The sequence below is a fragment of the Pseudomonas sp. G11 genome, from assembly GCF_029457515.1.
Classification (GTDB): Bacteria; Pseudomonadota; Gammaproteobacteria; order Pseudomonadales; family Pseudomonadaceae; genus Aquipseudomonas; species Aquipseudomonas gorinensis.
This window is the reverse complement of record NZ_CP120377.1, coordinates 489,279-513,776: the sequence shown is the minus strand read 5'-3', so window position 1 is coordinate 513,776 and position 24,498 is coordinate 489,279. Positions and strand designations below refer to the sequence as shown.

Here is a 24,498-nt window from a genome sequence, read left to right as displayed (position 1 = left end):
CCCATGTGGGAGGGGGCTTGCCCCGATAGCAGTGGCTCAGTCAATGCATCTGTGACTGACATACCGCCATCGGGGGCAAGCCCCCTCCCACAGTTTTTATTGCATTCCAAATTCCAGGCATAAAAAACGCCGACGCTGTAGTAGCCGTCGGCGTTGAAACCTTGAAGGGGTTTGGGCTTACATCAGAACGCTGGCACGACTGCGCCGTTGTACTTCTTCTCGATGAAAGCTTTGACTTCCGGGCTGGTCAGCGCCTTGGCCAATTTCTGGATAGCGGCGCTGTCCTTGTTGTCCGGGCGAGCCACCAGGAAGTTCACGTAAGGCGACTTGGCGTCTTCGATGATCAGCGCGTCTTTCGCTGGGTTGAGGCCAGCTTCCAGGGCGTAGTTGGTGTTGATCACATCGAGGTCGACCTGGTCCAGCACACGTGGCAGCAGGGCCGATTCCAGCTCCTTGAATTTCAGGTGCTTGGGGTTGTCCTTGATGTCTTTCGGCGTGGACAGCGCGTTGGTCGGGTCTTTGAGCGTAATCAGACCATTCTTTTGCAACAGCAACAGGGCACGACCGCTGTTGGAGCCTTCGTTCGGGATGGCAACGGTGGCGCCGTCCTTGAGCTCGGAAATATTCTTGATCTTTTTCGAGTAGCCACCGATGGGTTCAACATGCACACCGATCACGGTGACCAGGTTGGTGCCCTTGCCCTTGTTGAAGTTTTCCAGGTACGGCAGGGTCTGGAAGTAGTTGGCGTCCAGACGCTTCTCGGCCACTTGAGTGTTGGGTTGAACGTAGTCGGTGAAGACTTTGATTTCCAGGTCCACGCCTTCTTTGGCCAGGGTCGGCTTGACCAGCTCAAGGATCTCCGCGTGCGGGATCGGAGTGGCAGCCACCACCAGTTTTTCGTTGGCCTGGGCGAAGCTTGCAGTCAGGGCAGCCGCCAGTGCGGTAAACAACAGAACCTTTTTCATGCAGTGTCCTTATTGGAATTGCGGGGCGTCTCTGACGACCGTTTTGATGAGAAGTGCCAGCGAAGTGCTATCGCGGCATGCAAGCGACAATACCTAGATTTTTTATTCCCGAACAATATCTTTTATTCACGTTGATATTCCATTTTGTTCATGTAGAAAGCGGCGCAAGGTTTCCTGCTCGGCGGGGCTGGCGTTATCGAATATTCGCTGCACCTGTTCAAGGGGCGAACCGGCCACGGGCAGATTCAGATGCTCCGGCAGAATCTCATCGCCGCTGCTGACCAGCAGCGCAAAGTGAATGACGTTCTCCAACTCGCGGGTATTGCCCGGCCAGCTGTGGTGTTCCAGTACGCGCTGGGCGGCGTCGCTGATCAACGGCACCGGCAGGTCCAGGCGCTGGCTGTAGATACCGAGGAAGTACTCGGCCAGGGACAGGATATCGCCGACCCGCTCGCGCAATGCCGGCAATTCCAGCTGGCCTTCGCTCAGGTAATGGAACAGCCGCTCATGAAACTTGCCGGCAGCCACGGCTTGGGCCAGGTCGATGCTGGTGGCTGCTACCAGGCGCACATCCACCGGGCTTGGCTGATGCGCACCGACGCGAGTGACTTCGTGGTTTTCCAGGGCGGCGAGCAACTTGACCTGGATCGGCAGCGGCAAATCGCCGATTTCATCCAGGTACAAGGTGCCGCCATTGGCCGACCCGAACCAGCCGGCACGGCTGCTCGCCGCGCCGCTGTGGGCGCCGGCAGCGTACCCGAACAGCTCAGCATCGGCGTAGGTCGGGCTGATGGCGCCGCAATTGACCGAGACAAACAGCCCGGCGCGATCGCTGCCACGGTGGATATGCCGCGCCAGCAGCTCTTTACCGCTACCGGTCTCGCCGCGAATCAATACGGGCAAGGCGCGGGGGGCGAGGTTTTCCAGCTCTTCGCGCAGTTGCCGCGAACGCGGGTCGACAAACACCAGCGCCTTGGCGCGGATGCTCAGCGGGCTTTTTTCGGCGTCGGGGAAGGTCAGCAGGGGCTGACCGAAGGTTTCATGCAGGCTCATGGCAGGCTCCCGCCCCAAATCCGCTCAGGGACGGGGCGTTTAAAAAATATCAGGCAGTGCGCCGGGCGTGATGTTCGAGGCGGCTTTGCAAGCGATACAGGTAGGCGAAGCCCTGCTCCCAGCGTTGGTGACCGGACTTCACATTGATATGCCCGGCCCCCGAGAGAATGCCGGCTTCGGCCCCCCAGTTGCGGGCCAATTCCAGGGCCCGGGGGGCGCTGACGGCGCTGTCGTTATCGGAACTGACCACCTGGCTGGGAAACGGCAACAGGTCGGTCGGGATCGGCGCAAAGTTGCGCAGGGCAGGCGAGCACGCCGGACGTTCGACGTCCGCCGGAGCTACCAGCAAGGCACCGCGCACCTGCCGCAGGAACTGCACCGGGGCAGTGGCCGCCCAATGGGCCACGGTGATGCAACCCAGGCTATGGGCGATCAGGATCACCGGCGTGCTGTCGGCGGCGATCGCCTCGGCCAGCGCGGCGACCCAGTCTTCACGGCGCGGCGTGAGCCAATCGGCCTGCTCCACGCGTGCGCTGTTGGGCAGGGTGTTCTGCCAGTGACTTTGCCAATGATCTTCTGGCGATCCTTGCCAGCCCGGCACGATCAGATAACGAATCAACTCGCTGTGCATGGGTGTGCCCTCCTGCAGCGTTTAACGTTGTAGGACAGTATAGGGACGAGGGTTATATTCGTTAAGGAATAAGAAGCTATTTATTAATAACCAAAAAACCAAGCCTGCATGAGATCAAAATGTGGGAGGGGGCTTGCCCCCGATGGCAGTGGGTCAGCAGACAAATTGGCCAACTGACACTCCGCCATCGGGGGCAAGCCCCCTCCCACATTGGCCCCATTCCCGATCGGGATTTGGCGGCGCGACTTAAATTCCAGGCAAAAAAAAGGCCGCACCCTGCCAAGGAAACGGCCAAAAAATTGTCGAGGCTTTGAAACTAACGTGCCGTGATCACCGACAGCTTGGTAATCCCCGCGCGCTCGATAGACGCCATGGCTCGCGCCACTTCGCCGTAGTTCACACCATCATCGGCCTGCAGTTGCACCCGCACATCGGGGTCCTTGGCCTTGGCCGCCTGCAGGTTGAATTCCAGCAGGTCCGGCTGGATTTCGTCCTTGTTGATAAACAGTTTGCCGGCACCGTCGATGCTCACCACCAGCGGGTCCTTCTGCTCCACCGGGGCGACCGCCTCGGTCTTGGGCAGGTTGATCGGGATCGCGTTGGTCAAAAGCGGCGCGGTGACGATAAACACCACCAGCAGTACCAGCATCACGTCGACCAACGGCGTGACGTTGATCTCGCTCAGCACCTCATCGCTGTCTTGGGTGGAGAAGGCCATCTCAGGACGCCTCCTTCACTTTTTGCGGGTTGCCGGCCGCGCCTTTGGTCAGCGCAGGGTGCAGCAGCACGCGGAACGAATTCTTCTGCGCCAGGCTGTAGAAGTCGTGGGCAAAGTCATCCAGGTCGGCCGCCGTGAGCTTCAGGCGGCGCAGGAAGTAGTTGTAGACCAGCACCGCCGGGACGGCGACGGCAATACCTACGCCGGTAGCGACCAGCGCCGCACCGATCGGGCCAGCCACGGTTTCCAGGCTGGCGGAGCCGGCTGCGCTGATCCCCTTCAACGCTTCCATGATCCCCCACACGGTGCCGAACAGGCCGATAAACGGCGAGGTACTGCCGATACTGGCGACCACGGCCAGGCCGGTTTCCAGGGAGCGGCGCTCACGTACGATCTGCTGGCGCAGGGCACGCTCGAGGCGGTCCTGGTGGTTGATCGCCTGGCTCAGGTCGGCCGCGTGCGGCGCTTCCCCGATCTGGATCGCGGCGTAACCGGCCTGGGCCACACGGGCAGCGGCGCCAGGCTGGGTCTCGGCCAACTCGGCGGCCGAGTCGAGACTCGACGCCGCCCAGAACTGTTTGTGGAACTTGCGATCCTGCGCTTTAAGGCGACCGAACTGCACGCCCTTGAGCAGGGCCAGGCCCCAGGTGGCGACCGAAAAGACCACCAGCAGCCAGATCACCGCGCTTTCGATGGATTCAAGTGGAGATGCTAATGCCATGATGTTTTCCCTCTTGTGCGGGTCGCGGCGTGTGCAACACACCGCAGCCGAATAGTTAGTGAATCTTGAAATCGATCGGTACGCTGACCCAGCCGTCCTGGGCCACATCGCCTTGCTTGGCCGGCACGAAGCTCCAACGCTTCACGGCGGTCAGTGCGGCGTCGTCGAGTTGCTGGCGACCGCTACTTTTCTGGACCTGGATCTCACCCGGCTTGCCGCTGGCCAGTACATGCACTCGCAACAACACCGTGCCTTCCCAACCGCGACGCTGCGCCAGTGACGGGTACTCCGGCGCCGGGTTCTTGAGGTACGCGGCGTTGGCCGAAGCAGGGGTCACCGGGGCTGGCGCGGGCGGAGCGGGCGCGGGGGCCGGTGGCGCCGGTTGCGGTGGCGTGGGCGCCTGCTCGACCGGTTTCGGGGCGGGCTTGGGCTCAGGCTTTGGCACCGGCTTGGGCTTAGGTTTTGGAATCGGCTTGGGCGGTGCCGGCTTGGCGGCCAACTCATCCACCACCGGCGGCGGTGGCTCGACCACCGGCGGCGGCGGTGGTGGCGGCACAGGCGGTGGCGGTTCCACCACGGGCGGTGCCGGCTGGGAAAATTCGATGGTCATTGGCGGGATTTCCGGCGGCACAATCGGCAGCACCGGGGTGGGCTTCTGGCTCACCCAATAGATCACCGCACCGTGCAGGGCCAACACCAGCAACCCGAGCAGAATCCCCTCGCGACGGCTCGAAAAGCGCTTGGGGGTTTTCTGCAAACGCAACTGCCCTAACGGCGCGCGATGCGGCCGGCCAAGGTCGACCAACTCACCACTCGGTGCCTGGCGCCATAGCGCCTCGGGTGCACTGGCGGCGGTCTGGACATTGCCCATTGATTCACTCCCTACGGTTTCGCAACAAAAAAACCGACAGGCCTGCCAAAGCGGCCGTCGAGGGCTGAATCATCGGGGCCAGACGCTTATCTCTTAAAGTAACCTTTAAAGTTATAGATAGATCTAATTTGAATAAGAAAAATACCCGCAGGCGCCAAAGCCCCGTAATCCGTGGCCTGGCGCCCCAGCGCGGTTTTTTGATGCTTCTCAGGCATACAAAATATTCAGCAAAGGCATGGATCAGGCAGGGCTGTTTGCGCACAAATCGAGCAATTGGCGCTGCAAACTCTGCCCTGCCGCTCCCAGGCCACTGCGGCCATACAACGCCAGTCGCACGCCCTGCACGGCCGGCAAGCCACTCTCGGCCCCCAGCACCGCATGCCCGGCCTGCACCACCCGGCGCGGCAACAGGCTGATCCCCAGCCCCGCCGCCACCGCCGAGCACACACTGGCCAAACTCGCGCTGGAATAGCCGATGCGCCAGCGCCAACCCGCCACCTCCAGGTGCTGGAGCATTTCATTGCGGTACAGGCCGCCCACCGGAAACGCCACCAACGGCAATGGATCGCGCCCCAGGGAGGGTGTGCTGCGGCTGTCGACCCAGCACAACGGCTCGGGCCATGAGGCCAGGCAGTCGGCGCTGTCGCCCATCTGCTTGACCAGCAACACATCGAACTCGCCGCCGCGGTACTGTCGCTGCAGCTCGGGGCCGAGACCGCTGGTGACCTCCAGGCGCACCCGTGGATACGCCAGCACGAACGCCGACAGCAACGGCATCAGGCGCTCGGCAGCAAAGTCTTCCGGTACGCCAAGGCGCAGCACGCCATCACTTTGCTGGTTGATCAACACATCGGCGGCTTCTTCATGCAGCGCCAGGATGCGCCGTGCATAGGCCAGCAGCCGCTCGCCTTCGGCAGTGGCGACCACACGGCGCTGGTCGCGGTCCAGCAGTTGGCACGTCACCGCTTCTTCCAGCCGCCGGATCTGCTGGCTCACGGTGGACTGGGTCAAGTGCAGGCGCTCGGCGGCGCGGGTGAAATTGCCGCAATCCACCACCGCGACAAAACTGCGCAACAACACAGGATCGAACATGCTCGTCACCATTCCATTTGCCACTGATTGGCATGGTTATATTTAATTTCAGAATACCTCGCCAGCTGGCGATACTACCTGCCTCTTTTTGCACCTCGAACAGGCCCCGCATGACGTTTAACTCTTCATTCGTGAGCAAACTCGCGGGCTGGGGCCTGCTGGTGGTACTGGGCCTCAACCTGCGGCCGATCCTCAGCTCGATCAGCCCGTTGCTCGGCGAGATTCGCCAGGCCACCGGCCTGAGTTTCCAGAGCAGCGCCCTGCTGACCAGCCTGCCGGTGGTGTGCATGGGCCTGGTGGCGCTGGTGGGTGTGCGGGTGGAAGCGCGCTTGGGTGAACGGCGCGGCATTGCCCTGGGCTTGATGATGATCCTGCTGGCATGCCTGGCGCGCTGGCTGATGGGCCAGGGCTCGGCATTGCTGGCCACTGCCCTGCTCGGTGGTGCCGGTGTCGCGCTGATCCAGGCGTTGGTGCCGGCGATGATCAAGCGCGAATTCCAGCAGCGCGTGCCGGTGGCGATGGGGGTGTATTCGGCTTCGCTGATGGCCGGCGGTGGGCTGGCAGCGCTGCTCAGCCCGCTGGTGGCCAGCCATTTCCAGCAATGGCAAGCGGGGCTGGGAATCTGGTTGCTACCGGCGCTGGCCGCGTGGCTGCTGTGGGCGTTCTTACCGCTGGGGGCGGCCAGAAGTTCCAAGGTGATGCCCACGTTCAAGGGCCTGCGCAATCGTCGCGCCTGGTTGCTGGCGCTGTACTTCGGCCTGGTCAATTGCGGCTACATGAGCCTGGTGGCGTGGTTGCCGGCCTACTATCAGCAATTGGGCTGGGGCGTGCTGCCCAGCGGTTCGTTGCTGGCGTTCATGACCATCTTCCAGGTGATCGCCGCGCTGCTGATGCCCGTGCTTGCGCAACGCGGTATCGATCGGCGGCCGCTGCTGGGCATTGCCTTGCTCGCCCAGACCGTGGGTTATCTCGGCCTGTTGCTGGCGCCGCTGGAATTGACCCACCTGTGGGTCGCCTTGTGCGGCTTCGGCCTGGGCGCGTGTTTCGCCCTGAGCCTGCTGCTGACCCTCGACCACCATCGCGACCCTCGGCAAGCCGGGCAACTGGCGGCCTTTGTGCAAGGCATAGGCTTTTTGATCAACGCGGTCTCGCCATGGATGACCGGCTGGCTGCGCGAACTTACCGGCCATTTCACCAGCGCCTGGTGGGTGTTGACGCTCACGGCAGTGGCGATGCTCATGGTGACGCGAGTGTTCAGCCCAGCCACCTACCGCACCGCCGCCGTACCCGGCTAGAAGTCGTAGCGCCCGGTCAGGCCCAGCGTACGCGGCGTGCCCAGCAGCCCTTCATAACCGCCGTTACCGCCGGTCCACAGGGTGGTGTAGTAGGTCTTGTCGAAGGCGTTCTTCAGCCATAACGACACGTCCCACTGCCCCTGCTCATAGTTGCCGCGCAGGCCGGTGGACAGGTTGACCACGGCGTAGGCGGGAATCTGTCCATAGTCAGAGTCCTCCACCGTGCCCACGGCCTTGGAGCGGAAGGCATAGCTGGCGGTGACGTAGGGTTCGAAGCCGTTATCCAGGTTCCACTTGTATTCGCCGTTGGCGTTGGCGATCCATTTCGACGCCCCCACCACTTGATGCCCGCTCAGGTCGCAGGAGGCCGGCGCACCGGGGCGCAGACTGACTTCCGGCGGGCACGGCGCATCCTTGTAAGACAGGTAGCTCACATCGTTGAACGAGCCGTTCACGTTCAGCGTCAGGCCCTTGATCGGCACCAGGGTGCTTTCCACTTCGACGCCCCGCGAGCGCACCGAACCGGCGTTGGTCAGGTACTGCACACGGTTGTCCTGGTCATAGGCATTGGTCTGGTAACCGTTGACCTGGGTCCAGAACAGGTTGGCATTGAGCTGCAGCCGCCGATCCCACAGCGTGCTTTTGAAACCCAGTTCGGCGTTGTTGGCGCGCTCGGTGCCGATCAGCAGTGAGTCGGCACCGGCCGTCGGTGCCGAGCCTACCGCCAGGTTGACCCCGCCGGACTTTTCGCCATGGGACAGCGTCGCGTAGCCCAACAGGTTTTCGTTGAAGCGGTAGCTCAGGTTGAGCAAACCCGAGGGGCTGGTGCTGTATTGCGTGAGGTCACCGGAATCGTACGCCCCCGCGCGGCCACGTCGAGCCGTAGCGGCAGCACCGGTGACCGCCGCACCGCCGAGGGGATTGTTACGCGTGACCCAGGCACTTTTTTCTTCATAGGTGCCGCGCAGGCCGGCGGTGAAATCCAGGCGTTCGGTGAGGTGCCAGGTGCCTTGGGCAAACAGTGCAAAACTGTCGGTGCGAATGTGCCCGTTGCCGACGCTGCTGACGTTGGCCAGTGCGCCGGCTGGCGTGCCGTTCCAAATGTCGGCCTGGGGCCCGTAATAGGCGAAGGATTTGTTGTCCAGCGAGTTGCCGAAGTAGTAGGCACCGAGCACGTAATCGAAGAAACCGCCGGTGGGCGAAGCCAGCCGGAATTCCTGGGACCACTGCTTATCTTCCACCGACACCCCGGCGTTATACGACGCCGGCACGTTAAGGCCGTCGTCGTTGCGTGGGGTGAAGTTCCAGAAGCGATAGGAACTCACCGAGGTCAGGGTGAAGTCACTTGGCAACGTCCAGTTGGCTTCCAGCGACGTGCCGCCCTGGAACACCGTGACCTGCTGGTCGCTGTCCAGGTTGACCTTGCGATGGGTGCCATCGACCAGGGTCGCGCCTGCCGCGTTGGCCCGCGACTGGTAGAGGTTGGTGCCGTTGATGGTCGGCCCGGTGCTGTACAGCACACGGGTGCCGGCGCTGGAATCCTCTTCGTTGTAATCGCCGATCCAGCGCAGGTTGAACGCCTCGCTGGGCTTGTACAGCAGTTGCCCGCGAAAGCCTTGGCGCGAGCCACCGTTGAGGTCATGGCCGTTGTATTCGTTCTTGATGTCGCCGTCGCTGCGGGTACGATACGCCGAGAAACGCCCCGCCAGCTCATCGGTGAGCGGGCCGGAAATCGTGCCCTTGGTCTGGAAGTAGCCGTCCTCGCCCAACGAGGTTTCAATGCTGCGCTCCGGGGTGAAACTCGGCGCGCGCGTGCTGATGTTGATCACCCCGGCCGTGGTGTTTTTGCCGAACAACGTCCCTTGCGGGCCGCGCAAGACTTCAAGCTGCTCGATGTCCATCAGGTCGAACACCGCCATGCCCGGCCGCCCGAGGTAAACGTTGTCGATATACAGCCCCACGCTGCCCTCAAGGCCGTCACTCGCCGGGTTGTTGCCAAGGCCGCGAATCGACACGCTGGACTGGCGCGCATGCATGTAGGCGACGTTGACGCTGGGCACCAGTTGCTGCAAATCCTGAATCCGATACACCCGCTGGCTCTCCAGGGCCTGGCCACCGATCACGCTCATGGGCGTCGGCACATCCTGGGCACTTTCGGTGCGGCGCCGAGCGGTGACCGTGACGGTTTCCAGTTGGCCAGTGGCGTTCTCGCCTTCGGGCGCAGGCTTGTTTGCGTCGGCCGCGTGGCTGGGCGTCCAGCTGGCACTGCCGGCCAGCAACAGCGCCAGCGGCAAACGCTTGAGCCGCCAGGGAGAGGAAGGGACAGCGGACTTCAACAGACTCATAAGCGGCTCCGGAACCCGGAAATATCCATCGAGAGATATTCCTTTAGGTTATTTATTTATGTTTTAACTAACATTTACTGCATAAGAGATAGCCTTTATAAAGAGTCGACCTAATGCATAGCCAATGCATTTCCCGGATATTTTTGATGTGAAAAATGCATATCGATTTGCGCCAGCTTCGTCACTTCATCGCCCTTGCCGAACAACGCAGTTTTGTCGCAGCCGCGTTGACGGTGAACCTGTCGCAGTCAGCGTTCAGTCGCAGTATCCAGGCCCTGGAACACAGCGCCGGCTGCCAGCTGATTGACCGTGGCCGTAAAGACCTGGCACCGACCAAACAAGGCCAGGTATTGCTGGAGCACGCCCGGCGCCTGGTCAGCGGTGCGCAGCAACTGGCCAACGAGATCGACCAGTTCAATGGCCTGGAGGCAGGGGAGTTGCGCTTCGGTTGCGGCCCGGCGCCAGCGGGTGGCTTGGTGCCCCGCGCCATCGGCAGTTTTATCGGGCGCTACCCTAAGGCACGGGTGCAGTACCAGGTCGACGACTGGCAAAGCCTGAGCAAACGCCTGCTCAGTGAAGAGTTCGAGTTTTTCGTCGCCGACACCCGCCACTTCGAAGCCAACCCGGACTATCACACCCACCGCCTGCGCCCGCGCCGCTGGTATTTCTGCTGCCGCGCCGGCCACCCGCTGGCCCTGCGCGACAGCGTGAGCGCCGCCGAGCTGATGAGTTACCCGCTGGCCGTGACCATCCGCCCGCCCAACCTGCGCAAGGTCATCGTCGACCTCAGCGGCCGCCCCGATTACCAGCCCAATGTCGAATGCGAGAACGGCTATAGCCTGATGGGTGTGGTGCTGCGCTCCGACGCCATCGGCATCGTCAGCGCCAACAGCGATGTGCTGCACATGGCCCGGGGCGAGTTGGTGTGCTTGAAGATCAAGGGCCTGGCCGAGGATCTGGAGGAGCGTTACACCCGCTACGGCATCGTCAGCCGGGCCGGGTATCGCTTGTCGCCGCTGGCGCAAGCGATGATCGAGCAGATCAAACAGATCGATGAGGTGGATGAGGATGTGTGTGCACTGGAGAATGTCGCGGTTTAGGCCATGCATCCCCTGCATGAAATCCAGTCCCCAAATGCACTTGCCAGCCCCCCACCCGAACGGCGAAAAACCTCACCTGTCCTCCGTCTGGTGAAACCCCATGCCCCACTCCCAACCCGTGCGCAACGTGCTGTACATCATGTGCGACCAACTGCGCCGCGATTACCTGTCGTGCTACGGCCACGCTCACCTGCACACGCCGAACATCGATCGCCTGGCAGCCGCCGGTGTGCGCTTCAGCCGCGCCTATACCCAAGGCACCATCTGCGGGCCCTCGCGCATGTCGGCCTATACCGGGCGCTACGTCAGCAGCCACCAGGTGGCGTGGAACGCAGTGCCGTTGCCCCTGGAAGAACTGACCATCGGCGACTATCTGCGCCCCCACGGTATCCGCACGGCGCTGGTCGGCAAGACCCACGCCACGCCCAATGTCGAAGCCTTGCAGCGCCTGAATATCGACCCTGGGAGCGAGCAGGCCGAGCCATTGAACGAGGTCGGCTTCGAGGCGTACTTGCGTCACGACGGCATCTACCCCGACAGCCCGCTGTTCGATGACAAACGCGAGTCCGCGCCCTATACCCATTACCTGCGCGAACAGGGCTACAACGGCACCAACCCGTGGCACGAATGGGCCAATGCCGCAGCAGGTGAAAACGGCGAAGTGCTCAGCGGTTGGCACATGCGCAATGCCGGCCTGCCCGCGCGCGTGGCCGAGGAGCATTCGGAAACCGTCTACACCACCGACCGCGCTATCGACTTTATCCGCGAGCAGGCCGAACAACCGTGGTGCCTGCACTTGTCCTATATCAAGCCACACTGGCCCTACATCGCACCGGCGCCCTATCACGCGCTGTATGGCGCCGAGCATATCCAGGCACCGATCCAGCCTGGGGAAACCAGCGATCACCCGGTGTACCAGGCGTTCCGCCAACACCAGGAGAGCCTGAACTTTTCCCGTGACGAGGTACGGCTCACGGTGATTCCCACCTACATGGGCTTGATCAAACAAGTCGACGACCAACTGGGGCGACTGTTCGATTTCCTGCAAAGCAACGGCCGTTGGGACGACACCCTGATTGTGTTCACCAGCGACCACGGCGACTTTCTCGGCGATCACTTCCTCGGCGAAAAAGAATTTTTGCTGGAGCCGGCCGTGGGCATTCCGCTGATCGTGCGCGACCCACGCGCCGCGGCCGATATCAGCCGTGGCACAGTGGACGCACGGCTGGTGGAAACCATCGATGCGCTGCCGACCTTCCTTGAGGCCTTGGGCCTGCCCGCGGCCGACCATCGCCTGGAAGGCCGCTCGCTGATCCCGCTGCTGCATTGCCAAGAAACGAGCTGGCGCCGCTACGCCATCGCCGAGTACGACTACGCCTTCCAGGCCCCGGCCCGCGAACGCCTGGCGCAACCCATCGACCGTTGCCGGATGACGATGGTACGCAGCGAGCGCTGGAAATACCTGGCATACGACGGCTTTCGCGCACAACTGTTCGACCTGGAAAACGACCCGCAGGAGCTGCACGACCTGGGCAGCGACCCGGCCTACGCCCAAGTGCGCGACATTCATTTGGGGTATCTGTTCGAATGGCTGCGCGGGTTGAAGCGGCGCACCACCATCAGCCACACAGAGATCGATCTGCGTGGCCAACGGTTTCGTTACGGTGAGCCGGAGGCGGAGAAAGTGGTGAAAATCGGCGTCTGGTAAACCACAAATCGAATGTGGGAGGTGCCGCTGTCGCGCAGCAAATGGGTACCTCCGTGGCGAGCCCTGATGCCGATCAGTTAAGAGATAGAACGGGCAAACAGTAACCCGTGGCGAGCGGGCTTGCCCTAATGCCGTTCAGTTAAGCGTACATCGCCTTTTGTAGGAGCGAGCTTGCTCGCGAAAAACTCACAGGCGCCGCGTTCATTCAGGAGACACGCGTTATCGTTGACGTTTTTCGCGAGCAAGCTCGCTCCTACAAAAAAGCCTTAACTGAATGGCATCAGGGCTTGCCCCCTCCCACAGGTGAAGCGTTGTCAGCTCAGAGACCTTTGGTGGTCTGGCTGCGCTGCCCCTGCACACCCACCGGCACATCGCCCTTGAGCGTCACCCGGCGCACGATGCGTTCCTGGGTGCCGTAGTCGTCCACCGCGTAATGCTGGGTGGCGCGGTTGTCCCAGATCGCCACGTCGCCGGTATTCCAACGCCAGCGCACGGTGTTTTCCAGGCGGGTGACGTGGCTTTGCAACAGGTTGAACAACTGGGTCGAATCTGCCTGGGAATAGCCTTTCAGGCGCTTGACGAAGTGCCCCAGCAACAGGGTCTTCTCACCACTGACCGGGTGTACGCGCACCACCGGGTGCTCGGTTTCGTACACCGTCGAGGTGAACACCTTGCGGTATGCCTCGAGCCGCTCTGCCGACACATCCGGCTTGAGCGCGGCGTAGTCGTATTCGTTGCTGTGCACCGCCCACAAGTTATCCGCCAGTGCGCGCAGTTCGACGCTGAGGTCGTTGTAGGCGCTTGAGGTGTTGGCCCACACCGTGTCGCCACCGGACTTGGGGGCGAGTACCGAACGCAGGATCGAGGCTTTCGGGTAGGCGTCGACGAAGGTCACGTCGGTGTGCCAGGAATTGGCGCGCTGGCCACGGGTACCGTCCAGTTCCATCAGGAAGCGCGTACCGTCGCGCACCGGCACCGTCGGGTGGGCAATCGGCTCGCCGAGCAAGTGGGCGAAAGCTTCCTGGCTCTGGTCATCGAGGTGGGTCTGCTCACGGAAGAAGATCACCTTGTATTGCACCAGCGCCTGCTGGATGGCGTCGACCGTGGCGGCATCCAGATCGCCGGACAGCCTGATGCCACGGATCTCGGCGCCGATGCGGCCGGCGACCGGGTGAATATCCAGTGCCTGGGCGACGGGTTGAACAGCTAATGCGGCGTTGCTCATTGTGATGACCCTCTTGTGCCTACTGATGGTGGGGAGCTTTCCGACAACGCTCTATTCATATGCAATTTAGATCTAGCAAATGAACCAATGCTTCATTGACGGAATAAGAGCTTGCATTTAAAACCTCTGCTCCCGTGGTCGCAAATGCCTTCGACCTATTTTTAAGATGCAGGGAAAGCATATGGATCTTCGCCAACTGCGGTACTTCATCGCCCTCAACGAACACCGCAGTTTCGTGCGTGCGGCGGACGCCATGGGCATCACCCAACCGGCGTTCAGCCGCAGCATCCAGGGGCTGGAACAGGAATTCGGCTGTGTGCTGGTCGACCGCGGCCACAAGGATCTGCGCCCCACGCCGGAAGGCCAGGTGGTACTGCAACACGCGCTGACCCTGGTGCATGGCGCCAACCTGCTGAGCAGTGAAGTGACGCGCATGACCAAGCTCGACGCCGGCGACCTGCGCTTTGGCTGCGGCCCCGCGCCAGCGGTGAAACTGGTGCCGGATGCGGTGGCGCGTTTTATCAGCGCCCACCCGAAAATCCGTACCAGTTTCCAGATGGATAACTGGGAAAAACTCAGCCGCGCCCTGAGCCGCGAAGAGATCGAATTCTTTATCGCCGACATCCGTCAGTTCGAAGCTGATCCGAATTTCCAGACCCGTGCACTGACGCCCAAGCGCGGGGTATTTTTCTGCCGCCCGGGGCACCCGCTGCTGGACAAGGACAGCCTGTCGACCAACGACATGTTCGACTACCCGCTGGCGTCGCCGCTGATCTCCCAGGGCATTCGCAAACTGTTGGCGAACCTGAGTGGGCGCATGGATTTTTCCCCGAGCATCCAGACCGAACATTTCCCGGCGCTGGTGAAGATTGTGCTGCAGTCCAATGCCATCGGCGTGGGCACCGAGGAGGCGTTCGCCGACGACATCGCCCAGGGCACGTTGAAGCTGCTGCACTGGCGCAACCTGCCACAGAACATGGAGACCATGAGCGCCCGCTGCGGCATCGTCAGCCGCACCGGTTCGCGGTTGTCGCCGGCAGCGAAGGCGATGATCGAGACCTTGGTGGAGGTGGACAGCCAGGAGATGAGTGTGGCGGTTTGAAGGGCCTCATCGCCTGGACACCACCCAACTCAGAGCCCCGCCGCCGCCAGATTCGGCGCCACCCAGTCACTCACCTGGAACGACTTGCGAATCAGCTTCTCCTGGGAGGCCAGGTCCACCGCGCCCTGCAATTTAGCCAGGAACACAGGGTCCAGGGTCGACGGGAAGACCTCGCTGAGGGTTTGGTCTTTCAAGTCATTGGTGAGGATCAGCGGCGGGTAGCTGGCCAACCCGGACACCAGCGCAATGTAGGCTTGCTTGTTGTTGTCATCGGTCAACCATTGCACCGCCTGCTGCTGGGCCTTGAGCAGCTTGGCCACGGCGTCGGGATGCTCGTCGACAAACTGTTTGCTGCCCACCAGCACCGCCTGGACGCTGCCGGCGCCGCCGAGATCCTTGGTGGTCAGGGGTATTTCAGCCAGCCCCTTGGCTTGCAACGCCGTCAGGTTCGAACCGCCCCAGGTGGCGTCGATCTGCTTGGCGGCCAGCGCCGCACCGGCGGCGTTGAAGTCCAGGTTGATGACCTTCAGGTCTTTTTCACTCAAGCCCTGGCTGGCCAATGCGGCATCGAACGACAACTGGCTGGCCGTACCACGGAACACCGCGACGCGCTTGCCCTTGAGGTCCCGCAAGGTCTTGATGCCTGAGCCCGGCACCACGCCGAGGTACTGCTTGACGTCGCGCGCGCTGGCACTGAGCAAGCGCGTCTCCAGGCCATTGGAGCGGCCGATGATCGCCGCCAGGTCGCCCAGGTAAGCCAGGTCCACCTGCCCGTTGGCGAAGGCTTCATTGATCACGGGGCCGGCGCCCTTGAAGTAGTTCCACTGGATCTTGATGCCTTGGTCGGCAAAGGCTTTTTCGAAGATCTGCTGGTCGCGCAGCACGTCCGTTATGCCCCCACCACTGTGCTGGCTGCCGGCGCTGAGGTCGGGCACGGCGATGCGGATTTCCTTGAGGTCGGCAGCCTGTACCAGGCCCGCCAGTGCGGTGCCTGCGACCAGGGTGATCAGACGTTTGAAAGGCAGTTTCATAAGCGCAGCTCCTTGTGGGCGAGGGTCGCCTGGGGAGCAGAAAGTAGGCACAGGCGGATAAAAACTTTAAATACTATAAATTCACAATTTAATAGCTTTTGGATCTATACAAGTGAAAACGCCGGCCCCAGAGGACTATGCATAAACAGCATCGAAAATATTCTTCGAATGCATTGGATGCGTGCCGGGCAGAAGCTTTAAATGATTTTTCTTATCCCCCAATCATCTTGATTGCGTTTTTATAAGATCAAAAACACATAACGCCATCGGCGACAACGGAGGTCCTCCATGGCCCGAATTTCACTTTTGAGCCTCCCGCTCGCGGCCCCCGGCGCCACGCCACGCTGGCCGCTGCGCAGTGAACGGGTATTGCCATGGTTGCTGCCGGTGACGCTGTTGGCGCTGTGGTGGCTGGCCAGCCGCAATCACTGGATGAGCGAGCAGATCCTGCCGCCACCGTCCCTGGTGTGGAGCAGCGCCGTGGAACTGGCCGGCGGCGAGTTGTGGAGCCACCTGGCAATCAGCCTGCAACGCCTGTTCTGGGGGCTGCTGGCGGGCATTGGCGCCGGGGCGCTGCTGGGGGCGTTGCTGGGTTTCAGTGCGCGCGCCGAGCGCCTGGTGTTTCCGACGTTCAGCGCATTGTCGCAAGTACCGACGCTGGCCTGGATTCCACTGTTCATGGTGTTCTTCGGCATTGGCGAAACCCTCAAACTGGTGGTGCTGGTGAAGGCGATCGTGGTGCCCGTGACCCTGCATACCCTGGTCGGCGTGCGCGACGCCCAACCCCAGTTGCGTGAAGCCGCCCGTGTATTGCGCCTGCCCACGTATCTGTTGATCCGTCGCCTGATCCTGCCCGCCGCGCTGCCGGCATTCATGGCCGGTGTACGCCTGGCCCTTGCGGCCGGCTGGACCTCGCTGCTGGCGGTGGAGTTGCTGGCCTCCAGCGAAGGCATCGGCTACCTGATGGTGTGGGCGCGCCAGCTGTTCATGCTCGATATTGTCTTCGTGTGCATCGTGGTCATCGGCGTATTCGGCGTGGCGATGGACCGTGGCATTGGCTGGCTGGATCGCAAATGGGTGCACTGGCCCCATCCGGCCACGGCGCAGATTCGTCGCGGGCCGCGCTATCAAGGCTGGCAGCGTTTGCAACCGTGGTTGCTGCCCTTGCTGTTGCTGGCGCTGTGGCAGGTCGCGACGCAACAAGGCTGGGTAGACCCGAACATTCTGGTCAGCCCATGGGTGGTATTGCACACCACCGTCGCCGGGGTCGTGGATGGCAACCTGAGCGCTGCACTGGGCACCAGCCTGGGGCGAAGCCTGGGCGGGTTGGTACTCGGGGGCGGCCTTGGCTTTGCCATGGGCTTGTGGCTGGGGCTGTCCCGGCGCAGCGAGCGGGTCCTCGGGCCGACCCTGGCCGCCTTGCGCCAGATCGCGATTTTCGCCTGGGTGCCGTTGCTCACTGCCTGGTTTGGCCTGGGTGAGTTGGCCAAGTGGGTGTTCATCGCCCTCGCCGCCTTCTTCCCGCTGTTTATCGCCACCCAACGCAGCGTGCTGAATCTGTCGCCGCAGCTCAACGAAGCGGCACAGGTGTTGCGCCTGAACCTGTTCCAACGGTTACGACGCCTGGTGCTGCCAGGCGCCGCAGCCGGTATTTTCGCCGGCCTGCGCCTGAGCCTGATCTACGCCTGGCTGGGCACCATCGGTGCGGAATATTTCATGCCGTCCAACGGCGGTATCGGCAGCCTGATGATTGGCGCCCAACAACTGCTGCGCATGGACCTGATCATGAGCGGCATGCTCCTGGTCGGCCTCACCGGCGCGGCCCTCAACCTGATCGGCCAGCGCATCGAAACCCGCGCCACCCGCTGGAGACACGCATGAACGCACCTATCGTCAGCTTCAACCATGTGGGCAAGACCTTTGACGTCGACGGCTTCGAGCTGGAAGCCATCCGCGAATTCAATCTGGAGATTGCCGAAGGCGAATTCGTCGCGATTGTCGGCTCCAGCGGCTGCGGCAAATCCACCCTGTTGCGCCTGCTGGTGGGGCTGGATACGCAGTTTCGCGGCGAGATCCGCGTCGACGGCAAAGCGGTCAACGGCATCGGCGGCGAACGCGGCATCGTGTTCCAGGAGCACCGTTTGTTCCCCTGGCTGACCGTGGCGGAAAACATCGGCCTGGGCCTGGTCAACGAGCCGTTGAGCGAGGCCGAGCGAAACCGGCGCATTGCTGACTTTATCGAACTGGTCGGCCTCACCGACTTCACCCGCGCCTATCCGCACCAACTGTCCGGTGGCATGGCGCAACGGGTGGCGATTGCCCGCGGCCTGGTGGCCAGCCCGCGCATCCTGCTGCTGGACGAACCGTTCGGCGCCCTCGACGCCCTGACCCGCCAGCAAATGCAGGACGAACTCCTGGCGATCCGCGCCCGCGCCAAAATCACCACGGTATTGGTGACCCACGATGTGGAGGAAGCGATTTTCCTCGCCGACCGCGTGGTGGTGATGGAGCCCCGGCCTGGGCGAATCAAGCAGGTGGTGGATATCGCCCTGCCCCACCCGCGCCAGCGCAGCAGTTTCGAATTCCACCAACTGCGTGAAGAGCTGCTGCACGAACTGACCAGCGACGGCCATTACCAGCCGCCCGCGCGCGAACAGATCCGCGACCTGCCACTGGCCTTTATTGCCTGCTGAAAAAACCGCCTGCTAATGAGGAGTGCCTTGATGCCGCAACGTCCCAATTTTCTCGTGATTCTGGCCGATGACATGGGCTTCTCCGACCTCGGCGCCTTTGGCGGGGAAATTTCCACCCCGCACCTGGACGCCCTGGCGCTGAACGGCCTGCGCCTGACCGACTTCCACACCGCCCCCACCTGCTCGCCCACCCGTTCGATGCTGCTGACCGGCACCGACCACCATATCGCGGGTATCGGCACCATGGCCGAGGCGCTGACCCCGGAGCTGATCGGTAAGCCCGGCTACGAGGGTTACTTGAATGACAAGGTGGTGGCGCTGCCAGAGCTGCTGCGCGAGGCCGGTTACCAGACGCTGATGAGCGGCAAGTGGCACCTGGGCTTGACCGCCGAGCTGGCGCCTCACGCCCGCGGTTTCGAGCGTTCGTTCTCACTGCTGCCGGGGGCGGCCAACCACTACGGCTTCGAACCGACCTATAACGACGACACCCCAGGCCTGCTCAAATCCACCCCGGCGCTGTACATCGAAGACGACCGGTTCGTCGAGCAGTTGCCCAAGGATTTCTATTCCTCGGATGCCTTCGGCGACAAGCTGCTGCACTACCTCAAGGAGCGCGACCAGACCCGGCCGTTCTTCGCTTACCTGCCGTTTTCGGCGCCGCACTGGCCGTTGCAAGCGCCTGCGGACATCGTCGAGAAGTACCGTGGCCGCTACGACGCCGGCCCCGAAGTGCTGCGCCTGGAACGCCTGGAAAAACTCAAGGCACTGGGGCTGATCGACGCTGAAGTCGAACCCCACCCGTTGATCGAGCTGACCACCCAGTGGGCCGCCTTGACCGACGAGCAGCGCCAGGTATCGGCGCGGGCCATGGAGGTGTATGCGGCGATGGTCGAGCGCATGGACTGGAACATCGGCCGGGTCGTGGATTACCTGCGCCAGCAGGGGCAGTTGGACAATACGTTCATTGTGTTCATGTCCGACAACGGCGCCGAAGGTGCGCTGTTGGAGGCGTTCCCCAAGTTCGGACCGCAGTTGCTCACCTACCTCAACCAACATTACGACAACAGCCTGGACAACATTGGCCGCGCCAACTCCTATGTCTGGTATGGCCCGTCATGGGCGCAGGTGGCGACGGCGCCGTCGCGGTTGTTCAAGGCGTTCACCACCGAAGGCGGGATTCGCGTACCGGCGCTGGTGCACTATCCGCAGTTGTCGCTCAAAGGTCGTATCAGCCATGGGTTCGGCACGGTGATGGACATCACGCCGACCATCCTGGACCTGGCCGGCGTGCGTCATCCGGGCAAACAATGGCGCGGCAAGCCGGTGGCGCCGCTGCGGGGCAAGTCGTGGCTGGGCTTCCTCTCTGGCGAAACCACCCAGGTGCACGACGACAACACGGTGACCGGCTGGGAACTGTTTGGCCGCCGCGCGATTCGCCAGGGCCAGTGGAAGGCCGTATACATCCCCGGCCCCGTGGGCCCGGCGACCTGGCAGCTGTATGACCTGGGCCAGGACCCTGGAGAAATCCACGACCTGGCCTTGAGTCATCCGGACAAACTCGCCACCTTAATCGGCCATTGGCAACAGTATGTGGACGAAACCGGCGTGGTGCTCAGCGCATCGCCGTTTCAGCCGGATTGAGGCGGGCCTGCGGCCGCGTGGCGGGTTCAAGCCGATTGGCCCGCGCAAACGTACCGAAATCATTGAACCGCACGCCCATCTCCGCCATGACCTTATGCGCCACCTTGGCCGTCATCTGGCGGATGTAGAACGGTTCCTTGACCACAAAATGGTGAATCCCGTGGGTGCTGCCGAAGTTGAAGCAGAACGCCTGCAATGGCCACATCCACCAGGGGTTGAGTACTTGGGTCTGCTGGATCACATTGCCCAGCTCAACATCGCCGTAGTAGTGCATGTTGGAACTGACGAAGTGCAGGCAAAAGGTACGAAGCACGTTGGGGCCGATGATCACCACGGCCGTGATATCGATCACGTGCATCACCTGCAAGGTACCGGCGGACCAGGCGATCGGCGTGCCCAGCAGGCTGGCGATGCCGTTGGCGGCATGAAAACCGAGGAACACGTACCACGCGCCCCAATGCAGCAACGCCAGCGGCGCATACACCAGCAGCGAACGCTTGAGTATCTTGAGTTTGTGGTCCCAGGTCTTGGCGCGCAGCATGCGGATAAACGCCGACATCACGTTATCGCCCACCATCAGCAACCGCGCCAAGCCCCAGGGCTCGCCGTTGGTGATGGCGCGTTCTTCCATATCGGTCTCGGTGCCGGAGACCTTGTGATGATTGAGGTGCAGGTGCCGGCGAATCCACGGGTTGATGGTGCTCGGCCGCGCCAGCCAGACCAGGCCCATCATCAAGTTGTGCGGCAGGCGCTGCTTGCGAAAATACATGCTGTGGATCAGGTCGTGTTCCAGCTCGTGGGTCAGTGACGCCAGGAACGCGTTCAGCAGCAGGCACACCCACCAGGCCATGGCCCCCGTGATATAGAGCGCCGCCGAGCCGATCATGCCGGCCAAGGCAAACGCCAGTATGCCCGCGCCCAATGCGTCTTGATGCAACAGCCAGGGGTGCTGCTGGCGCAAGCGCACGCCTTCGGCCAGCACCACCTCACGGATATGCGCCGAACGCTGTTGTGCGTTCATCTGCTGGGGACTTGCAGAAGTACCGTCCATGCTTCCATCCTCTTGTTTACTGATGTGTCCATCCTGCCCCAAGCGATCCGGCAGGACGCTAGCCCCGGACGCCAACCTGTTGACCGCAAGCGCCAATCGCCATGACCGAACCGACTTCCCTCGCCAGCTGGACCCGCGCACTGCGCAAGCAGCTCGACGCCCTGGGCCTCGACAGCGCCGCCCTGTGCGCCCAGGCCGGTCTCGACCCTCAGCAGATGGACGACCCCAATGCGCGCTACCCGTTGTCGGCCACCACCCGGCTATGGGAACTGGCGGTGCAGGCCAGCAACGACCCGGCGATCGGCTTGCGGGTGTCGCGGTTTGTCAGCCCGACCACCTTTCATGCGTTGGGCTATGCGTTGGTGGCCAGCGGCAGCCTGCGCGAGGTGTTCGAACGCATCGTGCGTTATCACCAGGTGGTCAGCGATGCCCTGACGCTGGAGCTGAGCCGGGAAGGCGAGCGCTACCGCTTTCGCCTGCTGCAACCGCCGGGCAGCCCGGCGCCGGCGCTGGAAGCCATCGATGCATTTGCCGCGATCTATGTGCGCACCTGCCGCAATCGCCTGGGCCGCGACTATGCGCCGTTGGCGGTTTACCTACGGCGCCCGGAACCCGCCGACCCCAAGCCCTGGCACACGGTGTTCCGCGCCCCGGTGTTTTTCGGCGCCGAGGAAGACCGCCTCGAATTCGCCGCCAGGGATTTCGACAGCCACCTGGACGATGCCAACCCGGAACTGGCCGAACACAACGAAACCGTGCTCAAACGCACCCTCGCCCAACTGCAACCGCTGACCTGGGAACGCAAGGTGCGCGCGGCCATCGAGGCGCAACTGCCCGACGGCGAGCCGAATGCCGAGCGCATTGCCCAGGCGTTGCATTTGAGTTTGCGCAGTTTGCAACGGCATCTGGCGGACGAGGGGTGTCGCTTTGATGCGTTGCTCAATGAATGCCGGGAAAACCTGGCGCTGCTGCACTTGCGTGATCCGCAGTGCTCATTGGCGGAGATCAGTCATCTGCTCGGGTTTGCTGATACCAGCAGCTTTAACCGCGCGTTCAAGCGCTGGACGGGGATGACGCCGGGGCAGTTTCGGGATGGGTTGCGGTAAGGGGATATGTGGGGAGGCTGAAGGCCTCATCGGGGCATGGGTATCTACACAACTTTTCAGCCCCTGACAAATCTCACTGTGGCGAGCGGGCTTGTCCCGCGCTGGGCTGCGTAGCAGCCCCAAAACCAGCCTCTACAGAGTGTCTGATGCACCGCGTTCTTCTTTACTGGGGCTGCTACGCAGCCCAACGCGGGACAAGCCCGCTCACCACAACAGCCCTATCTGCCGGGCGTTCAGTGTTGAGCCCAAGTTGTGTAGATACCTATGCTCATCGGGAGCAAGCCCCCTCCCACAGTTGAAATGCGTTCCCCTGTGGGAGGGGGCTTGCCCCCGATGGCGATCGTTCAGGCACTACCGTCACGGGATCATTCAGCGGCTCCGGTCCCGCCGCAACAGTTTCTTGACCCGCATCACCAATGCCTTGGCCGCAAACGGCTTGAGCAGGTAATCATCCTCGTGCAATTCCAGCCCGCGCAGGCGATCTTCAATCCCACCCGGCGTGGTCAGGAACAACACCGGCGTTTCGCCCTTCTGCCGAATCGCCTGCTGCAACTTCCAGGCATTCAAGCCCGGCAGCATGACATCCAGGATCACCAGGTCGTACTCCGCGCTTTCGACAAACCGCTGCGCCGCCATGCCGTTGGCCGCGACTTCCACGGTGTAGCCCGCCTCGTTCAAGCCCTGGGCCATCCGCTGTGCCTCTTCGGATTCATGTTCCACTAACAGCACGCGCATAACACACCTCGATTGATCAGGGTTGCAGGCTAACACCCTCAGGTGTGCGCCGCCTCTCGTAGCCGCTGTGCGTCGAGGATTTCGATCTCGCCGTAGCCCAGGCGCACGATGCCCTGGGCTTGCAGGTCCTTGAGCAAGGCATTGGTGGTCTGGCGCGACAGGCTCAACATCGCCGCCAGGTCTTCCTGGGGCAGTTGCAGCACGCGTTTTGACGGTTCCATGTCGCCGTAACCCTCAACGATCATCAACAGCCGATGGGCCAGGCGGACCGAGGCGGGCATCAGGCTGAGCTGTTCAAGGCCGATAAAACTCAGGCGCAGCTTCTGGCTCATCAACAAGGCCAGGTCACGCCAGTACTGGGGGGACTCCTCGAGGATCTTCAGCAACGCCTGCTGCGGCACCTGCACCAGCGTGCACGGCCCCGTGGCACAGGCGTCGTGGGTGCGCGGCAAGCCGTCGAACAGGCAGATTTCGCCGAACCAATAGGGCGCGCCCACCAGGCTCAACAGCGCTTCCTTGCCGTGCTCGTTCACCGCACTGACACGCAAGGTGCCTTCAAGCACCGCATACAAGCCACAGGGCGGATCACCGCGCTTGAACAGGTATTGTCCCGCCGTCAGCTGCCGCAGCCGGGCACGGGCCAGCAGACTATGCTGGAAAGGTACAGGCAAGTGACTGAACCAGTGACCGACGGCCAGCCGGGCGTGCCATTGCGTCGCATCCATGGGAACTCCGAAGATTGTCGCCCAACTGACAGTTAGTCGCAGGCTGACAGGGCATGATCAAACATCCTACAGGAGGAACAACAATGAAAAGCCTCGTCGACCACCTCAGTCAATACGCCGCCTACCACCGCGACCCGCGCAATATCGCCAGCCACTTTATCGGCATCCCGCTGATCGTGGTGGCCGTCGCGGTGCTGCTTTCACGCCCGGAATGGCCGCTGGCCGGGTTCTGGCTATCGCCGGCCGTCTTGGTCGCGCTGCTGGCGGCGTGGTTTTACCTACGCCTGGAACTGGCCCTGGGTGTGTTGATGACGGTGCTGATGGGGCTGTCAGTGTGGGCCGGGCATGAGCTGGCCGCGCACAGCACGCAGGTGTGGCTCGGCAGCGGCATCGGCATGTTCGTGGTGGGCTGGGTGATTCAGTTCGTCGGGCACTACTACGAGGGCAAGAAACCGGCGTTTGTGGATGATGTGTCGGGGCTGATTGTCGGGCCGCTGTTTGTGGTGGCGGAGTTGGCGTTTCTGCTGGGGTTGCGGCATGACCTGAAGGCGGACATTGAGCAACGCTCAGGCCCGGTGGCGCGCCGCGATCTAAAGCCGAGAGAAATCTAAATGTGGGAGGGGGCTTGCCCCCGATGGCGGTGGGTCAGTTGATTTACAGGCTGGCTGACACACCGCTATCGGGGGCAAG

The 24,498-nt window shown here is 62.4% G+C and carries 22 protein-coding genes; 9 read left to right on the top strand and 13 right to left on the bottom strand.

Going from position 1 to position 24,498, the window contains the following annotated elements; genetic code table 11:
- Positions 1–182: 182 nt before the first annotated feature.
- From P2T68_RS02240 to P2T68_RS02210, 7 genes are all read right to left on the bottom strand, one after another.
- Positions 183–965, bottom strand: a complete 783-nt coding sequence (locus P2T68_RS02240) for a MetQ/NlpA family ABC transporter substrate-binding protein (RefSeq protein WP_024072768.1) — start codon at positions 963–965, stop codon at positions 183–185.
- Between the two features lie 126 nt (positions 966–1,091).
- Entirely contained in the window at positions 1,092–2,018 is a 927-nt protein-coding gene (locus tag P2T68_RS02235) for a sigma 54-interacting transcriptional regulator (protein WP_024072767.1), read from the bottom strand.
- 49 nt (positions 2,019–2,067) lie between these two features.
- Entirely contained in the window at positions 2,068–2,649 is a 582-nt protein-coding gene (locus P2T68_RS02230) for an alpha/beta hydrolase (protein ID WP_277378968.1), read from the bottom strand.
- Positions 2,650–2,965: 316 nt separating this feature from the next.
- Positions 2,966–3,367 carry a biopolymer transporter ExbD gene (locus tag P2T68_RS02225; protein ID WP_010565408.1) on the bottom strand — a complete coding sequence of 134 codons (402 nt, stop codon included), beginning with the start codon at positions 3,365–3,367 and terminating at the stop codon, positions 2,966–2,968.
- Position 3,368: 1 nt separating this feature from the next.
- Entirely contained in the window at positions 3,369–4,091 is a 723-nt protein-coding gene (locus P2T68_RS02220; RefSeq protein ID WP_277379728.1) for a MotA/TolQ/ExbB proton channel family protein, read from the bottom strand.
- Between the two features lie 52 nt (positions 4,092–4,143).
- The gene (locus P2T68_RS02215) at positions 4,144–4,959 is read right to left on the bottom strand and encodes an energy transducer TonB (RefSeq protein ID WP_024072761.1); all 816 of its coding nucleotides are present in this window, start codon (positions 4,957–4,959) and stop codon (positions 4,144–4,146) included.
- A 240-nt stretch (positions 4,960–5,199) separates the two neighbouring features.
- On the bottom strand, positions 5,200–6,051 hold the full coding sequence (locus tag P2T68_RS02210; RefSeq protein WP_277378967.1) for a LysR substrate-binding domain-containing protein: 852 nt from the start codon (positions 6,049–6,051) through the stop codon (positions 5,200–5,202).
- A gap of 110 nt (positions 6,052–6,161) precedes the next feature.
- Between P2T68_RS02210 and P2T68_RS02205 the strand changes: the two genes are divergently transcribed.
- Complete coding sequence (locus P2T68_RS02205; protein ID WP_193690056.1) at positions 6,162–7,346, top strand: CynX/NimT family MFS transporter; 1,185 nt, start codon at positions 6,162–6,164, stop codon at positions 7,344–7,346.
- Here the strand turns inward: P2T68_RS02205 and P2T68_RS02200 are convergent.
- Positions 7,343–9,691 (bottom strand): TonB-dependent receptor, encoded by a 2,349-nt coding sequence (locus P2T68_RS02200; protein WP_102624816.1) that lies wholly within the window; start codon positions 9,689–9,691, stop codon positions 7,343–7,345. The genes P2T68_RS02205 and P2T68_RS02200 overlap by 4 nt on opposite strands.
- A 155-nt stretch (positions 9,692–9,846) precedes the next feature.
- Here P2T68_RS02200 and P2T68_RS02195 point away from each other — a divergent pair, with 155 nt between their 5' ends.
- Together P2T68_RS02195 and P2T68_RS02190 are read left to right on the top strand one after the other, a co-directional pair.
- The gene (locus tag P2T68_RS02195; protein ID WP_277378966.1) at positions 9,847–10,791 is read left to right on the top strand and encodes a LysR family transcriptional regulator; all 945 of its coding nucleotides are present in this window, start codon (positions 9,847–9,849) and stop codon (positions 10,789–10,791) included.
- Between the two features lie 100 nt (positions 10,792–10,891).
- Entirely contained in the window at positions 10,892–12,499 is a 1,608-nt protein-coding gene (locus P2T68_RS02190) for an alkaline phosphatase family protein (RefSeq protein WP_277378965.1), read from the top strand.
- A gap of 319 nt (positions 12,500–12,818) precedes the next feature.
- Here P2T68_RS02190 and P2T68_RS02185 read toward each other — a convergent pair whose 3' ends face one another.
- The gene (locus P2T68_RS02185) at positions 12,819–13,724 is read right to left on the bottom strand and encodes a TauD/TfdA family dioxygenase (protein WP_069075011.1); all 906 of its coding nucleotides are present in this window, start codon (positions 13,722–13,724) and stop codon (positions 12,819–12,821) included.
- Between the two features lie 181 nt (positions 13,725–13,905).
- Between P2T68_RS02185 and P2T68_RS02180 the strand changes: the two genes are divergently transcribed.
- A complete protein-coding gene (locus P2T68_RS02180; protein WP_277378964.1) occupies positions 13,906–14,826 on the top strand; it encodes a LysR family transcriptional regulator in 921 nt (306 codons plus the stop codon).
- 29 nt (positions 14,827–14,855) lie between these two features.
- On the opposite strand, the gene P2T68_RS02175 is transcribed toward P2T68_RS02180, so the two are convergent.
- Positions 14,856–15,857 carry an ABC transporter substrate-binding protein gene (locus P2T68_RS02175; RefSeq protein ID WP_277378963.1) on the bottom strand — a complete coding sequence of 334 codons (1,002 nt, stop codon included), beginning with the start codon at positions 15,855–15,857 and terminating at the stop codon, positions 14,856–14,858.
- A 288-nt stretch (positions 15,858–16,145) separates the two neighbouring features.
- On the opposite strand from P2T68_RS02175, the gene P2T68_RS02170 reads away from it, so the two are divergent.
- From P2T68_RS02170 to P2T68_RS02160, 3 genes are read left to right on the top strand one after another with little or no spacing between them, the layout of a single operon-like run.
- On the top strand, positions 16,146–17,738 hold the full coding sequence (locus P2T68_RS02170; RefSeq protein ID WP_277378962.1) for an ABC transporter permease: 1,593 nt from the start codon (positions 16,146–16,148) through the stop codon (positions 17,736–17,738).
- Complete coding sequence (locus tag P2T68_RS02165; RefSeq protein WP_024072751.1) at positions 17,735–18,550, top strand: ABC transporter ATP-binding protein; 816 nt, start codon at positions 17,735–17,737, stop codon at positions 18,548–18,550. The genes P2T68_RS02170 and P2T68_RS02165 overlap by 4 nt, the downstream gene beginning before the upstream one ends.
- 30 nt (positions 18,551–18,580) lie before the next feature.
- Positions 18,581–20,191, top strand: a complete 1,611-nt coding sequence (locus tag P2T68_RS02160; RefSeq protein WP_168232164.1) for an arylsulfatase — start codon at positions 18,581–18,583, stop codon at positions 20,189–20,191.
- Here P2T68_RS02160 and P2T68_RS02155 read toward each other — a convergent pair.
- Positions 20,163–21,242 carry a fatty acid desaturase gene (locus P2T68_RS02155; RefSeq protein ID WP_277378961.1) on the bottom strand — a complete coding sequence of 360 codons (1,080 nt, stop codon included), beginning with the start codon at positions 21,240–21,242 and terminating at the stop codon, positions 20,163–20,165. The genes P2T68_RS02160 and P2T68_RS02155 overlap by 29 nt on opposite strands.
- A gap of 101 nt (positions 21,243–21,343) precedes the next feature.
- Here P2T68_RS02155 and P2T68_RS02150 point away from each other — a divergent pair, with 101 nt between their 5' ends.
- On the top strand, positions 21,344–22,348 hold the full coding sequence (locus P2T68_RS02150) for an AraC family transcriptional regulator (RefSeq protein ID WP_024072748.1): 1,005 nt from the start codon (positions 21,344–21,346) through the stop codon (positions 22,346–22,348).
- Between the two features lie 369 nt (positions 22,349–22,717).
- On the opposite strand, the gene P2T68_RS02145 is transcribed toward P2T68_RS02150, so the two are convergent.
- Positions 22,718–23,083 carry a response regulator gene (locus P2T68_RS02145; RefSeq protein WP_024072747.1) on the bottom strand — a complete coding sequence of 122 codons (366 nt, stop codon included), beginning with the start codon at positions 23,081–23,083 and terminating at the stop codon, positions 22,718–22,720.
- A gap of 38 nt (positions 23,084–23,121) precedes the next feature.
- Positions 23,122–23,808 (bottom strand): Crp/Fnr family transcriptional regulator, encoded by a 687-nt coding sequence (locus tag P2T68_RS02140; protein ID WP_024072746.1) that lies wholly within the window; start codon positions 23,806–23,808, stop codon positions 23,122–23,124.
- A gap of 83 nt (positions 23,809–23,891) precedes the next feature.
- On the opposite strand from P2T68_RS02140, the gene P2T68_RS02135 reads away from it, so the two are divergent.
- On the top strand, positions 23,892–24,419 hold the full coding sequence (locus tag P2T68_RS02135) for an Mpo1-like protein (protein WP_024072745.1): 528 nt from the start codon (positions 23,892–23,894) through the stop codon (positions 24,417–24,419).
- Positions 24,420–24,498 lie beyond the last annotated feature (79 nt).

Coding starts and splice junctions, on each gene's coding strand:
- P2T68_RS02200 (WP_102624816.1), bottom strand. CDS start 9,691: ATGAGTCTGTTGAAGTCCGCTGTCCCTTCCTCTCCCTGGCGGCTCAAG.
- P2T68_RS02195 (WP_277378966.1), top strand. CDS start 9,847: ATGCATATCGATTTGCGCCAGCTTCGTCACTTCATCGCCCTTGCCGAA.
- P2T68_RS02225 (WP_010565408.1), bottom strand. CDS start 3,367: ATGGCCTTCTCCACCCAAGACAGCGATGAGGTGCTGAGCGAGATCAAC.
- P2T68_RS02185 (WP_069075011.1), bottom strand. CDS start 13,724: ATGAGCAACGCCGCATTAGCTGTTCAACCCGTCGCCCAGGCACTGGAT.
- P2T68_RS02205 (WP_193690056.1), top strand. CDS start 6,162: ATGACGTTTAACTCTTCATTCGTGAGCAAACTCGCGGGCTGGGGCCTG.
- P2T68_RS02150 (WP_024072748.1), top strand. CDS start 21,344: ATGACCGAACCGACTTCCCTCGCCAGCTGGACCCGCGCACTGCGCAAG.
- P2T68_RS02160 (WP_168232164.1), top strand. CDS start 18,581: ATGCCGCAACGTCCCAATTTTCTCGTGATTCTGGCCGATGACATGGGC.
- P2T68_RS02190 (WP_277378965.1), top strand. CDS start 10,892: ATGCCCCACTCCCAACCCGTGCGCAACGTGCTGTACATCATGTGCGAC.
- P2T68_RS02165 (WP_024072751.1), top strand. CDS start 17,735: ATGAACGCACCTATCGTCAGCTTCAACCATGTGGGCAAGACCTTTGAC.
- P2T68_RS02230 (WP_277378968.1), bottom strand. CDS start 2,649: ATGCACAGCGAGTTGATTCGTTATCTGATCGTGCCGGGCTGGCAAGGA.
- P2T68_RS02180 (WP_277378964.1), top strand. CDS start 13,906: ATGGATCTTCGCCAACTGCGGTACTTCATCGCCCTCAACGAACACCGC.
- P2T68_RS02235 (WP_024072767.1), bottom strand. CDS start 2,018: ATGAGCCTGCATGAAACCTTCGGTCAGCCCCTGCTGACCTTCCCCGAC.
- P2T68_RS02145 (WP_024072747.1), bottom strand. CDS start 23,083: ATGCGCGTGCTGTTAGTGGAACATGAATCCGAAGAGGCACAGCGGATG.
- P2T68_RS02215 (WP_024072761.1), bottom strand. CDS start 4,959: ATGGGCAATGTCCAGACCGCCGCCAGTGCACCCGAGGCGCTATGGCGC.
- P2T68_RS02170 (WP_277378962.1), top strand. CDS start 16,146: ATGGCCCGAATTTCACTTTTGAGCCTCCCGCTCGCGGCCCCCGGCGCC.
- P2T68_RS02155 (WP_277378961.1), bottom strand. CDS start 21,242: ATGGACGGTACTTCTGCAAGTCCCCAGCAGATGAACGCACAACAGCGT.
- P2T68_RS02210 (WP_277378967.1), bottom strand. CDS start 6,051: ATGTTCGATCCTGTGTTGTTGCGCAGTTTTGTCGCGGTGGTGGATTGC.
- P2T68_RS02175 (WP_277378963.1), bottom strand. CDS start 15,857: ATGAAACTGCCTTTCAAACGTCTGATCACCCTGGTCGCAGGCACCGCA.
- P2T68_RS02140 (WP_024072746.1), bottom strand. CDS start 23,808: ATGGATGCGACGCAATGGCACGCCCGGCTGGCCGTCGGTCACTGGTTC.
- P2T68_RS02240 (WP_024072768.1), bottom strand. CDS start 965: ATGAAAAAGGTTCTGTTGTTTACCGCACTGGCGGCTGCCCTGACTGCA.
- P2T68_RS02135 (WP_024072745.1), top strand. CDS start 23,892: ATGAAAAGCCTCGTCGACCACCTCAGTCAATACGCCGCCTACCACCGC.